13 protein-coding genes are annotated in these 12,726 nt (G+C 72.2%); 10 read left to right on the top strand and 3 right to left on the bottom strand.

The annotated features are described in order from the left end of the window. Positions 1 to 8 precede the first annotated feature (8 nt). Entirely contained in the window at positions 9 to 467 is a 459-nt protein-coding gene (locus STRVI_RS11495; protein ID WP_014055818.1) for a VOC family protein, read from the bottom strand. A 94-nt stretch (positions 468 to 561) separates the two neighbouring features. Between STRVI_RS11495 and STRVI_RS11490 the strand changes: the two genes are divergently transcribed. Next, positions 562 to 1,257, top strand: a complete 696-nt coding sequence (locus STRVI_RS11490) for a class I SAM-dependent DNA methyltransferase (protein ID WP_014055817.1) — start codon at positions 562 to 564, stop codon at positions 1,255 to 1,257. Positions 1,258 to 1,266: 9 nt separating this feature from the next. Here STRVI_RS11490 and STRVI_RS11485 read toward each other — a convergent pair whose 3' ends face one another. After that, a complete protein-coding gene (locus tag STRVI_RS11485) occupies positions 1,267 to 2,343 on the bottom strand; it encodes a bile acid:sodium symporter family protein (protein WP_014055816.1) in 1,077 nt (358 codons plus the stop codon). Positions 2,344 to 2,528: 185 nt separating this feature from the next. Here STRVI_RS11485 and STRVI_RS11480 point away from each other — a divergent pair, with 185 nt between their 5' ends. The 9 genes from STRVI_RS11480 (at position 2,529) to STRVI_RS11440 (ending at position 12,347) form a co-directional block, all read left to right on the top strand. Next, positions 2,529 to 3,422, top strand: a complete 894-nt coding sequence (locus tag STRVI_RS11480; protein ID WP_014055815.1) for a LysR substrate-binding domain-containing protein — start codon at positions 2,529 to 2,531, stop codon at positions 3,420 to 3,422. 185 nt (positions 3,423 to 3,607) lie between these two features. Beyond that, the gene (locus STRVI_RS11475; protein WP_014055814.1) at positions 3,608 to 5,434 is read left to right on the top strand and encodes an AMP-dependent synthetase/ligase; all 1,827 of its coding nucleotides are present in this window, start codon (positions 3,608 to 3,610) and stop codon (positions 5,432 to 5,434) included. 19 nt (positions 5,435 to 5,453) lie between these two features. Next, positions 5,454 to 6,134: a hypothetical protein gene (locus STRVI_RS11470; protein WP_014055813.1), complete on the top strand. Its 681-nt coding sequence runs from the start codon at positions 5,454 to 5,456 to the stop codon at positions 6,132 to 6,134. Between the two features lie 52 nt (positions 6,135 to 6,186). Then, positions 6,187 to 6,999, top strand: a complete 813-nt coding sequence (locus STRVI_RS11465; protein WP_014055812.1) for an effector-associated domain EAD1-containing protein — start codon at positions 6,187 to 6,189, stop codon at positions 6,997 to 6,999. Positions 7,000 to 7,088: 89 nt separating this feature from the next. Next, positions 7,089 to 7,919 carry an aldo/keto reductase gene (locus tag STRVI_RS11460; RefSeq protein WP_014055811.1) on the top strand — a complete coding sequence of 277 codons (831 nt, stop codon included), beginning with the start codon at positions 7,089 to 7,091 and terminating at the stop codon, positions 7,917 to 7,919. A gap of 216 nt (positions 7,920 to 8,135) precedes the next feature. Beyond that, positions 8,136 to 9,311 carry a S1 family peptidase gene (locus STRVI_RS11455; RefSeq protein ID WP_014055810.1) on the top strand — a complete coding sequence of 392 codons (1,176 nt, stop codon included), beginning with the start codon at positions 8,136 to 8,138 and terminating at the stop codon, positions 9,309 to 9,311. Between the two features lie 255 nt (positions 9,312 to 9,566). Beyond that, a complete protein-coding gene (locus STRVI_RS11450; protein ID WP_014055809.1) occupies positions 9,567 to 10,151 on the top strand; it encodes a sigma-70 family RNA polymerase sigma factor in 585 nt (194 codons plus the stop codon). Continuing rightward, a complete protein-coding gene (locus tag STRVI_RS11445; protein WP_014055808.1) occupies positions 10,148 to 10,924 on the top strand; it encodes an anti-sigma factor in 777 nt (258 codons plus the stop codon). Before STRVI_RS11450 ends, STRVI_RS11445 begins: the two co-directional genes overlap by 4 nt. Before the next feature lie 58 nt (positions 10,925 to 10,982). Then, positions 10,983 to 12,347 (top strand): cryptochrome/photolyase family protein, encoded by a 1,365-nt coding sequence (locus tag STRVI_RS11440; protein WP_014055807.1) that lies wholly within the window; start codon positions 10,983 to 10,985, stop codon positions 12,345 to 12,347. 46 nt (positions 12,348 to 12,393) lie between these two features. Here the strand turns inward: STRVI_RS11440 and STRVI_RS11435 are convergent, their stop codons facing one another. After that, positions 12,394 to 12,705: a 4a-hydroxytetrahydrobiopterin dehydratase gene (locus tag STRVI_RS11435; protein ID WP_014055806.1), complete on the bottom strand. Its 312-nt coding sequence runs from the start codon at positions 12,703 to 12,705 to the stop codon at positions 12,394 to 12,396. Positions 12,706 to 12,726: the final 21 nt, after the last annotated feature.

Below are 12,726 nucleotides of genomic sequence, written 5' to 3'. Positions count from 1 at the left end.
ACAACCGACTAGACCACACAGAACTCATTGCCCTCCGGGTCCTGGAGCACCACCGCGTAGTACTCCATCCCCGGCTCGTCCATGGTCCGCTGCACCGTGGCTCCGGCGGCCTTCAGCCGGTCCACGGTCGCGGTGACCCGCTCGGTGCGGACCGCCAGGGACACATCGCGCCCACCGCCCACCTTCAGATCCAGATGCAGCCGGTTCTTGGTGACCTTCGACTCCGGAACCTGCTGGAACCACACCCTCGGACCCTGCCCCTCCGGATCCACGATGGACTCCGCGGTCTCCCCGGCCCCGGAGGGCAGCTCCTCCGCGGGCACCCCCATGTCCGCCCAGTACTCCCGCCAGGTGGCATGGCCGCCGGGCGGGGGCTCGGGCACATAGCCCAGGGCCTCGGACCAGAAGGCCACCATCCGGCGTGGCTCGGCACAGTCGATGGTGAGCTGCAGGGTGAGCGTCGTCATGCCCGTGAGTCTCGCAGGGGGGGCTGACAACAGCCTCCCGAAAGGGCCTGAAAACGAGACCCGCCGCAGGTGGGTCCCGCTAGGGTGAACGGCCGTGACCGAAGCCGACTTCCTCAACTCCACCCGGGCGTCCTACAACGCCATAGCCCTCGACTACGACAAGCGGTATCGCGACGAACTGGCGGCCCAGACGCTTGAGCGGGCGGTGTTCGCCGGGTTCGCCGAGCTGGTGCGGAACGCCGGGGGCGGGCCCGTGGCCGATGTGGGCAGCGGACCGGGCCGGGTGACCGCCCACCTCCATGCGCTGGGGCTGTCCGTGTACGGGATCGACCTGTCGCCGGCGATGGTGGAGCTGGCCCGGCGGGAGCATCCCGGGCTGCGGTTCGAGGAGGGGTCGATGCTGTCCCTGGACATCGCGGACGGCACCCTCGCCGCCGTGGTGGCGTGGTACTCGACGATCCACATTCCCCAGGAGCGGCTGCCGGATGTGTTCGCCGAGTTCCACCGGGTGCTGGCGCCCGGTGGATACGCGCTGGTGGGCTTCCAGGTGGGCGATGAGCCGAAGGTCTACACGGAGGCGTTCGGTCATGAGGTGTCGCTGAGCTTCCGCCGGTGGCAGCCGGACCGGATCGCCGAGTTGCTGGCCGCGGCCGGACTGCCGGTCCGCGCCCGGACCTTCCGGGAGCCGGAGCGCTGGGAACCCACCCCGCAGGCGTTCCTCATCGCCCGCAAGCCGCCACTGCCGCCTGCCGACGACCAGACCGCCGGAGACCAGGCCGCCGAAAGCTGACGCCACACGTCAGACGCGGGTCAGCGCGGCGTCGTCCGCGCTGACCGTACGAGCCCGAGCGGCCTCCGGCCCCGTCTCGGCCCCCGTCACCGCCGCCTCCGGCGCCCGCGCCGCGTAGCGGCGGGCCAGCACCGCGCAGACCATGAGCTGCATCTGGTGGAAGAGCATCAGCGGCAGCACCGCCAGGCTCGCCTGGGCGCCGAAGAGCACGCTCGCCATCGGCAGCCCGGCGGCCAGGCTCTTCTTCGATCCCGCGAACACGATGGTGATCCGGTCCTCGCGGACGAAGCCCAGCCTCCGCGAGCCGTACGAGGTGAGCGTGAGCATCACCGTGAGCAGGACCGCCTCGACGCCGAGGAGGATCGCCAGCCGGGCCGGGGTGACCTGGTGCCAGATGCCCCGGGTCATGCCCTCGCTGAACGCCGCGTAGACCACGAGCAGCACCGAGCCGCGGTCGACCAGGCGCAGCACCGCCCGGTGGCGGGAGATGAAGCCGCCGATCCAGCGGCGCAGTAGCTGACCGGCGAGGAAGGGCGCCAGCAACTGGAGCCCGATCTTGACCATCGAGTCGGCCGAGAAGCCGCCGCCGCTGCCGCCCAGCAGCAGCGCGGCCAGTACCGGGGTGACGACCACGCCGAGCAGGCTGGAGAAGGAGCCCGCGCAGATCGCGGCGGCGACGTTGCCCCGGGCGATCGAGGTGAAGGCGATGGAGGACTGGACCGTGGAGGGCACCAGGCACAGGAAGAGCAGCCCGGTGTAGAGGGGGTGCGTCAGCACGTACGGCACCAGGCCGCGCGCGGCGAGGCCGAGGGCCGGGAAGATGACGAAGGTGCACACCAGCACGGTCAGGTGGAGCCGCCAGTGGCGCACTCCGTCCAGCGCCTCACGGGTGGAGAGCCGGGCGCCGTAGAGGAAGAAGAGGAAGGCGACCGCGACCGTGGTGGCCCCGTCGGTGACGGTGGCGGCCCGGCCGCTGACCGGGAGCAGTGCGGCGAGCGCCACGGTGCCGATGAGTCCGAGGATGAAGCCGTCCAGCGGGAGCCAGGAGGGAAGGGCGATCTTGCGGGGGTGCGGGCGGTGCGGCATTCGTTCTCTTTCTCGCTCTTTCTCATCCGGCGTGGGCTGGTATGGATCGGCATGGACTGGCGTGGACTGGCGTGGCCACGGACGGGGCCCCGTCCATAGTGCTCCTGATCAAGGCCATCGGGAATCCTGCATACCGCTCTGACTGCCATCGCCTTCCGTGATGGGTCTCGGCATACAGTGGCTCCATGTACGACCCCGCCCAGCTCCGGACGTTTCTCGCGGTGTCCCAGACCCTCAGCTTCACTCAGGCCGCCGACCGCCTCGGGGTGCGCCAGTCCACCGTGAGCCAGCAGGTGCGCAAGCTGGAGGCGGCCGTGGGGCGGCAGCTTTTCGCCCGCGACACCCACGGGGTGGAGCTGACCGAGGACGGCGAGGCGATGCTGGGGTTCGCCCGCTCGATCCTGGAGGCGAACGAACGGGCGGCGAGCTGGTTCCGGGGCACCCGGCTGCGCGGCCGGCTGCGCTTCGGCGCCTCGGAGGACTTCGTGGTGACCCGGCTGCCGGAGATCCTGGAGGGGTTCCGCCGCGATCATCCCGAGGTGGATCTGGAGCTCACCGTGGAGCTGTCGGGCACGCTGCATGAGCGGCTGGAGGCGGGCAAGCTGGATCTGGTGCTGGCCAAGCGGTCCGAGGACCGGCCGGGCGGCCAGTTGGTGTGGCGGGACCGGCTGGTGTGGATCGGCGCCGAGCGGCTGCGACTGGATCCGGACCGTCCGCTCCCCCTGATCGTCTTTCCGCCACCCGGGCTGACCCGGGCCCGCGCGCTGGATGTGCTGGAGCGGCACGGCAGGTCATGGCGGATCGTCTGCACCAGCGGCAGTCTCAACGGCCTGGTCGCGGCGGCGCGTGCCGGGCTCGGGGTGATGGCACACACCCACGGCCTGATTCCGCCCGGCCTTGCGCCGGTCCCCGAACGGGCCGGGCTGCCCGACCTCGGCCCCGTGGATTTCGTACTGCTGTACGGAAAGCGGCGGCAGGACGGCGTCTCGCACGCCGCCGCGGAGCGACTGGCCGCCGCGATCCTGGCGGGGCCTGTGCCACGATCGGAGAGATTTCGTGCAGAAGACCGTTACATATAAGCCACACACGCGGCGCATAGGACCAGACTCCACGCAATCCGCCCTCGTCGGCGCCTGATTGACCCTCTTTCACCTCACTGGCCGCCCGGCATTCCGTGCGTTCCGGGCACAAAACACCTCTCCCGCATCGGGGCCGGATCGGGTACGGTCGCGGCGCTGTGCCCAGCGGCTTCAAGGAGCAGGTATTGCGCGAGTTCACCGTCCCCCCGATGGCGACGGCGCCCCAGGCCGGAGGACTGGCGGATGCCGTCTTCGACCATGCGGACGCCGATCCCCACCGGGTGGCGCTGGCACGCAAGACGGCGGATGACCGCTGGCAGGACGTGACCGCGGGCCAGTTCCGGGACGAGGTGACGGCGCTCGCCAAAGGGCTGTTGGCCCAGGGCGTCCGGTTCGGCGACCGCGTCGCGATCATGTGCCCCACCCGCTACGAATGGACGCTCTTCGACTTCGCGCTGTGGACCCTGGGCGCCCAGAGCGTCCCGCTGTATCCCACCTCCTCCGCCGAGCAGGTCTGCTGGATGCTGCATGACGCGGGGGTCTCCGCCTGTGTCGTGGAGCATGAGGACCACGCGATGACGGTCGGCTCGGTGGTCGGCCGGCTGCCGCATCTGCGGCGGCTGTGGCAACTGGACGCGGGGGCGCTGGAGGAGTTGCTGGCGGCCGGGGAGTCGGTCGAGGACGATCTGGTCGAGCGGCACCGGCTGGCCGTGACCCCCGAGCAGCCCGCGACCATCGTCTACACCTCGGGCACCACCGGCCGCCCCAAGGGCTGCGTGATCACCCACGCCAATCTGATGACCGAGTGCGACAACATCGTCGAGCGGTACGAGGAGGCCTTCCACTCCAAGCGCGGCGACGAGGCCGCCACCCTGCTCTTCCTCCCGCTCGCCCATGTCTTCGGCCGCATGGTCGAAGTCGCCGCCATCCGCGGCAAGGTCAAGCTCGGGCACCAGCCCAGGCTCTCGGCCGCCGCGCTGCTGCCCGATCTGAAGACCTTCCGGCCGACCTTCATCCTCGCGGTGCCGTACATCTTCGAGAAGGTGTTCGCGGCGGCGCGCCGCAAGGCCGAGGCGGAGGGCAAGGCCGGGGTGTTCGAGAAGGCCGTGGACGTGGCGGTGCGGTACGCGGAGGCGCTGGAGGCCAAGGCGTTCGGCACCGGGCCGGGTCCGGGCGCCGCGCTGCGCATGCAGCATCAGTTCTTCGAGAAGGCCGTGTACGGCAAGGTGCGCGCCGCGATGGGCGGCCGGGTCCGGCACGCGATGTCGGGCGGTTCCGGCATGGAGCGGCGGCTGGGCCTGTTCTTCGCGGGCGCGGGCGTCACCATCTACGAGGGCTACGGCCTGACCGAGTCCACCGCCGCCGCCACCGCCAACCCGCCCGAGCAGACCCGGTTCGGCACGGTCGGCGTGCCCATCCCCGGCACGACGGTGCATCTCGCCGACGACGGCGAGGTGTGGGTGCGCGGCGGCCAGGTCTTCGAGGGCTATCTGGGCGACCCCAAGGCGACCGACGCGGTGCTGCGCGACGGCTGGCTCGCCACCGGCGACCTGGGCACGCTGGACGACGACGGCTATCTCACCATCACCGGGCGGAAGAAAGAGATCCTGGTGACCTCCAGCGGCAAGTCGGTCTCCCCCGGCGGCCTGGAGGAGCGGGTGCGGGCCCATCCGCTGGTCGCCCAGTGCATCGTGGTCGGCAACGACCGTCCGTATATCGCGGCGCTGGTCACCCTGGACTCGGAGGCGGTCGCGCACTGGCTGACGATGCGCGGCAAGCCGGAGCTGCCGCCGGGCGACCTGGTCCGGGACCCCGATCTGGAGACCGAGATCCGGCGCGCGGTGGTGGCGGCGAACACCACCGTCTCCCAGGCGGAGTCGATTCGTACCTTCCGGATACTTGCCGCGCAGTTCTCCGAGGAGCATGGTCTGCTGACGCCGTCGCTGAAACTGAAGCGAAAGGCCATCGAACAGGCGTACGCCGTCGAGGTCGAGGCGCTGTACCACTCCTGAGCCGCGAAGGGGGCACGAAATGATCGATGTCATTCTCCCCGCACTTCCCGAACGTGAACTGTCCCTGTTGTCCGAGGAGACACCTCAGCCCAGCGGCCCGAGACTGGCCGGGCGAGTGGTCCTGGGCGGGCCGGTGGCCTTACCGGTGACGGCGAAGCTCGTCGAACCGGATCCGGAGCTGCGGGACTTCCTGCGAACCGAGGCCGACAACGCCGTCTACCACCTGGTGCATCTGTCGGTGACCTGCGCCCGGGACGCGCCGGACCCCGCCCTGCACTCGGTCAATCTCGATGTCACGCTCACGGCCGAACCGGTGCGGCGGGGCACCACGGTCTTCCAGCCGGTGGCCTGGTCCATGACCCCGCGCCGGCTCACCGCGGAGGCGAAGGCCACGCCACCGGCACAGGCGGCCCATCTCGGCCCGCGGCTCGGTTTCCGGGAGGTTCTGCACACCGCGTACGGCGAGCGGGTGTTCCTGGAGGCGCGGCGTGAACTGCGCTCCGATCCGGGCTGGGAGATCCGGCACACCTCGGCGGCGCGCATCGGCGGGACCTACCGGCTGGCCATGGTGGTGCGGGCACCGCGCGGGGCGGTGAGCCGGGCGGCGGTCGCGGTGGGCGCGACGGTGCGTGAGGGGCACACCCTGCACCGCTTCCGCGAGGAGCTCGAGGAACCGCTGCGCCTCACCGCGGATCAGTAGATACGGGGCGGGGCACGAGCGGTACGAGCACAGGCAAGGAGCGACGGGAACGGTGGACGGCCAGGACGGGGACGGACATCCGGCGCTGACGACCGAGGAGATCCGGGAGTTGGCGCGGGTCTTCCCGCCCGGCCCGTCCGCCGTGGCACTGCTGCGCAGGGCGGGCCTGACCGCCGAGCGCATCCCGGCGGCGGCCGGCACCACCGCCGGGGAGTTCTGGTCCGCGGTGGCCCGCGCGGTGGCCGCGGACCGGATCGCGGACGGCAGGCTGCGCGTCCTGGCCGCCGCCTGTGTCACCTATCCGCACAACGCGGTCTTCCGCGCCGCCTTACGGGAGCCGGGCGGCGGTCTGCGGCGGGTGCTGGTGACCGGCGCCGCCCCGGGGTCCCAGGAGTTAGCCGCGGTCCAGCGGGCCGCGCGGGGCGTGCTGACGGTGGACCGGTGCCCCGCCTCGGCCGCCACCGATCTGCGGCGGATCCTCACCGTGCGCCCGGATGTGCTGCATCTGGTCTGCCGCCGCGAGGGGCACACGCTGGTCTTCGAGGACGGCGACGGCCAGGCGCATCGCACATCCGCCGCCCGCCTGGCCGAGTTGCTGACCGTCTATCGCCGGCTGATCGGCGCCCCGCTGCCCGGTGTGGTGCTCGGCTGCCCCGACGGCGCGCCGCTGGCCGCGCTCTTCGCCCGGGCGGCCGAGGTGGTGGTCGCCCATCGCGGACCGCTGGACGCCGCGGCGGCCTTCGCGGGCGGGCTCTACGGCCTGCTCGGCGAGGTGCCCACGCTGGCACACGCGGCGCGGCGGGCGGCGGAGCGCATCGGGCGGGACGGCGGCGGGGTGGTGGTCCTGCGCGGACGGTCCTGGTGAACGGGGCCCCGGCGGGAATGTCCGCAGCTTGTTGATCGTTGTACCTGCGGAAGCATGCAATCCACATCCGACGTAAGGATCGACTGCCCGTGAGCAAGGTCCCGTTCATCACCCTCAACAACGGCGTCCGGATACCGCAGCTCGGCTTCGGGGTCTGGCAGATCCCGGACGACGAGGCGCAGGTCGCGGTGCGCACCGCGCTCGACGCCGGGTACCGCAGCATCGACACCGCCGCGATATACGGCAACGAGGAGGGCACGGGGAAGGGGCTCGCCGCGTCGGGCATCGCACGCGACGAGCTGTTCGTCACCACCAAGCTCCAGAATGCCGACCAGGGGTACGACTCGACCCTCCGCGCCTTCGACGCCTCGCTGACCAGGCTGGGCCTGGAGTATGTGGATCTCTACCTGATCCACTGGCCGCTGCCCGGGGTCGACAAGTACGTGGACACCTGGAAGGCGTTCGAGAAGATCTACTCCGAGGGCCGCGCCAAGGCCATCGGCCTGTCCAACTTCCACGCCGCCCACACCCAGCGGCTGCTCTCCGAGACCTCGATCATCCCGGTGATCGACCAGATCGAGCTGCACCCGCAGCTCCAGCAGGCGGAGCTGCGCGCCTTCAACGCCCGCCATGACATCGCCACCGAGGCGTGGTCCCCGCTCGGCCAGGGCAAGGGCCTGCTGGACGACCCGAAGCTCGCGGCCATCGCCCGGAAGCACGGGAAGTCCCCCGCCCAGGTGGTGCTGCGCTGGCATCTGGACCTCGGCAATGTGGTGATCCCCAAGTCCGTGACCCCGTCCCGGATCCAGGAGAACATCGACGTCTTCGACTTCCAGTTGGACTCCGAGGACCTGTCGGCGATCGACTCCCTGGAGGCCGGCAACCGGCTGGGCTTCGACCCCGAGACCTTCAACGGCTGAGCCCCGGCGCTCCACCGCCGCGCCGTCCGCCCCGTCGCGTCCCCCGCGGCGGGGCGGACCCGTATCCGCCCGCACCCCGCGTCGTGGCATATCCCGGGCGCATGACCCCCCATCCGGGGCTCATGCGCCCGCCGAGCGAGGCACGTCCCCGGCAATTACGCTTGGCGCCCAGATGGGAACACAGCGTGACCATGCCCCGAGCCGAGGAGACCGAAGATGTCCCGCAGACGCCGTCACGGCCTTGAGCTGGCCGCCGGTTGCACCGTCGCGATAGCCGCCCTCCTCCTGGGGAGCGGCATACCCGCGGTGGCCAACCCCGGTGAACCCTCCCCCCGCCCCCGGAGGGAGGTACCCCCCGAGATGCTGGCCTCGATGCAGCGCGATCTGGGCCTGACGGCCGATGAGGCGCGGACGCGGATATCCAATGAGTACCGGGCCGGGGCCACCGAACCGGGGCTGCGCAAGAGCCTGGGCGGCAGCTACGGCGGCGCATGGGTGACCGGCAACACCGCCGAACTCACCGTCGCCACCACCGACGAGCAGCAGAGCGGCACCATCACGGCCGGCGGCGCCAAGGCCGCGGTCGTCAAGCACAGTCTCAAGGCCCTCACCGACGCCAAGCAGGCCCTGGACCGCACCGCCTCGGAGCGCCCTCCGGCGGCCGATGTCGCCTCCGCCTGGTACGTCGACGTCAAGAGCAACAGCGTCGTGGTGCAGTCGGCCGAGCCGAGCGAGGCGGCCGCCTTCGTCGCCACCAGCGGCGCGGACCGCGAGGTCGTACGGGTGGTCGAGTCGGCCGAGCGTCCGAGTCCGCTGTACGACCTGCGCGGCGGCGAGGCGTTCTACATCAACGACGCCGCCCGTTGCTCGATCGGCTTCTCGGTGACCCAGGGCGAGCAGAACGGCTTCGTCACCGCGGGCCACTGCGGCAGCCAGGGGGACACCACCACCGGCTTCAACCAGGTGGCCCAGGGCAGCTTCCAGGGCTCCAGCTTCCCCGGCCATGACTACGCTTGGGTGTCCACCAACGCCGACTGGGTGCCGCAGCCGTGGGTGATCGGCCCCGGAAGCACCAACGTCACCGTCACCGGCTCCCAGGAAGCGCCGGTGGGCTCGTCCGTCTGCCGCTCCGGCTCGACGACCGGCTGGCACTGCGGCACCATCCAGCAGCACGACACCAGCGTGCAGTACCCGCAGGGCACGATCAACGGGGTCACGCGCACCAACGTCTGCGCCGAACCGGGCGACTCCGGCGGCCCGTTCATCTCGGGCAGCGAGGGGCAGGGCATCACCTCCGGCGGCTCCGGCAACTGCACCGTCGGCGGCACGACGTACTACCAGCCGGTGAACCCGATCCTGACGACCTACGGGCTCACCCTCACCACCGGCTGACGCCGGGGTGCCGAGGCCGCCGCGGTCGAACGGACCGGCGGCGGCCTCGCGCGTGCGCTCACGCGTGACGTGGCGCGTGTCCTCGCGCGTGTCCCCACGCCCGTTCCCACGCCCGTCCCCACGCCCGTCCTCGCGCGTGTCCCCACGCCCGTCCTCGCGCGTGTTCGGAGCACCTTGACCAATCCGCACCCCTCCGGGCGACGAATGAGGTACGACACCTCCGTGTGCGCCGCATCGTTCCCGGAAGGACGGCTTGTGAGAGAACCCGTGTACATCGGCGGACCGGCCGCGCGCGGACCGGACCCCGAGGAGTTGCTCCAGATGGTGGCCCGCGGGGACCAGAACGCGTTCGGAGCCCTCTACGACGCCGTCAGCGGGCCGGTCCTGGGGCTGACGCGCAGCCTGCTGCGCAACCCGGCGCAGGCCGAGGAGGTCACACAGGAGGTCCTGGTCGAGGTGTGGCGGTCCGCGGCGCGGTTCGACCCGGGCCGGGGCAGCGCCATGGCCTGGATCATGACGGTGGCGCACCGGCGCGCCGTGGACCGGGTGCGCTCGGCGCAGGCCGCCTCCGACCGCGAGGAGCGCGCCGCGCTGCTGTCCCGTACTCCGGCGTTCGACGAGGTGACCGAGCAGGTGGAGGCCAGGCTGGAGCGCGAGCAGGTGCGCCGGTGCATGCGGACGCTGACCGAGTTGCAGCGGCAGTCGGTGACGCTCGCCTACTACCGGGGCCGCTCCTACCGTGAGGTGGCGGAGCTGCTGTCGCTGCCGCTCGGGACCGTGAAGACCAGACTCCGGGACGGGCTCATCCGGCTCCGGGACTGCATGGGGGTCGGCGCATGACCAGAGCGGATCTGCACACCTTGACCGGGGCCTACGCGGTGCACGCCCTGTCGGGGCGGGAGTTGGCCGAGTTCGAGCGGCATCTGGCGGTCTGCGACGCCTGCCGTCAGGAGGTACGGGAGCTGCGCGAGACGGCGGCGAAGCTGGCGGTGGCCACGGCCCTGACCCCGCCCCCGACGATGAAGGACGATGTGATGCGGCGGATCGCCACGGTCCGCCAGGAGCCGCCCCGGGTGGCGGCACGGGAGGCCCGGGAGTCCCATGCCGGTCCCCGGCGGCGCACCGGGCGGCGGGCGCTGAACTTCGCGCTGGCGGCCTGTGTGGCGGCGGCCGTCGCCTTCGGCGGGGCCGCGGTGTGGCAGTACCGGCAGGCGTCCGACGCCCGCGACACGGCCCGCCGCTCCGAGCAGCGGGTGACCCAGGCTCAGGAGGTGACCCAGGTGCTGGCCGCGCCCGACGCGCGCAGCCGCAGCGGCCGGATGACGGACGGCTCGACCGGCACGGTGGTGGTCTCGCGCGGGCTGAACAGGGCGGTGTTCCTCGCCTCGGGGCTGCCCGAGCCGCCCGCCGGGCGGATCTACCAGCTCTGGCTGAGCGACGGCGGCACCATGCGCCCGGCCGGGCTGATGGACTCCTCGGGTGCGAGCGTGGCGGCGGTCCTGAGCGGCGCGGTCGGCAAGGCGTCGGCCATGGGGGTGACGGTCGAGCCCGCCGGAGGGTCGAAGGCGCCGACGAGCGATCCGCTGGTCCTGCTGACGTTCCCCTCGGCGTGAGCGGGTGACATCGGGCGAAATCCCTCGATACGGGGGCGGTGTGGGGTAAGGGAGGGGGATGAGCACGTCCCTCTCCGTCTTCACCTCCGATCTGCGGCTGTCCGACAACCCCGTGCTGCGCGGTGCGACGCGCTCCGCCGAGCGGGTCGTTCCGCTGTTCGTCGTGGACCGCGGCCTGGCCGGGACGGGGTTCGCCGTCCCCAACCGGGTGGCGTTCCTCGCGGACGCCCTGGCCGATCTCGACGCGGGGCTGCGCGAGCGCGGCGGGCGGCTGGTGGTCCGCCGGGGCGACGCGGTGGCGGAGATCCTGCGGGCGGCCCGGCAGGCGGACGCGGAGGAGGTGCATATCGCGGGCGGGGTGAGCGGCTACGCCACCCGCCGCGAACAGCGGCTGCGCGAGGCGCTGGAGGCGGACGGGCGGCGGCTGCGGGTGCACGGCGCGGTGGTGACGGCGGTGGAGCCGGGCGAGGTGGCCCCGGCGGGCAAGGACCACTTCGCGGTCTTCACCCCGTACTTCCGCGCCTGGCAGCGGGCCGGGCTGCGCGAGGCGCTCACCGCGCCGCGCACGGTGAGCGTGCCGTCCGGGCTGCGCTCGGAGCCGGTGGCGGCGGTCACCTCGCTCGCCCCGGGCAGCCCCTCCCCCGGGCTGCCCGAGGGCGGGGAGACGGCGGGCCGCCGCCGGGTCCGCTCCTGGTGGCGGTCGGGGCTCGCGGACTACGCCGACCGGCAGGACGATCTGGCGGGCGACGCCACCTCCCGGCTCTCCCCGTATCTGCACTTCGGCTGTCTGTCCCCGGTGGAGCTGGTGCACCGGGCGCGGAAGGCGGGCGGCGCGGGCGCCGACGCCTTCGTACGGCAGCTTGCCTGGCGGGACTTCCACCACCAGGTGCTGGCCGCCCGGCCGGACGCCGCACACGCCGACTACCGCCCGCGGGGCGACCGGTGGCGCCACGACGAGGCGGAGATCGCGGCCTGGAAGGCGGGCCGCACCGGCTATCCGCTGGTCGACGCCGGGATGCGGCAGTTGCGCCACGAGGGCTGGATGCACAACCGGGCGCGGCTGCTGGTGGCCGGCTTCCTCACCAAGACGCTCTACCAGGACTGGCGGATCGGCGCCCGGCACTTCCTGGACCTGCTGGTGGACGGGGATCTGGCCAACAACCAGCTCAACTGGCAGTGGGCGGCGGGCACCGGCACCGACACCCGTCCCAACCGGGTCCTCAATCCGCTGACGCAGGCCCGGCGGTTCGACCCGGACGGCGCGTATGTGCGGCGCTGGGTGCCGGAGCTGGCCGAGGTGACCGGCTCCGGCGTCCATACGCCCTGGCGGCTGCCGAAGGCCGAGCGGGACCGGCTGGACTACCCCGGCCCGATCGTGGACCTCCAGGAGGGCCTGGCCCGCTTCCGGGACGCCCGGGGGTGACCTGGGCCCTGTTCAGCCGGTCAGGCGGCGACGCGAGCCCGGCCGGTCAGTCGGCGCGGGCGCCGTGCTGCGGGGCGATCTCCTCGATCCGGCCGGCGAGCTCGAAGTCGAGCCCGGTCACCTTGCCCCCGGCGCTGTGGGTGTTCACCGAGACGCCGACCTTGTTGTAGCCGAGGGTCAGATCGGAGTGGTGGTCGAGCTCCTCCTGGATCGTGGCGATCTCCGCCACCATCCCGGCCGCCTGCGGATGCCCCTTGAAGACATACGTCCGCGAGAGCCGGTCGTCCGCGAACGACCAGCCGGGAAGCTGCTCCACACGCTGCTGGATCTCCTGGTCGGTGAGTGGCTGGACTGCCATGACACATCCCTTCGTCGCGGG

The sequence above is a fragment of the Streptomyces violaceusniger Tu 4113 genome (genome assembly GCF_000147815.2).
Taxonomy (GTDB): Bacteria; Actinomycetota; Actinomycetes; order Streptomycetales; family Streptomycetaceae; genus Streptomyces; species Streptomyces violaceusniger_A.
This window is presented reverse-complemented; position numbering and strand designations above follow the sequence as displayed.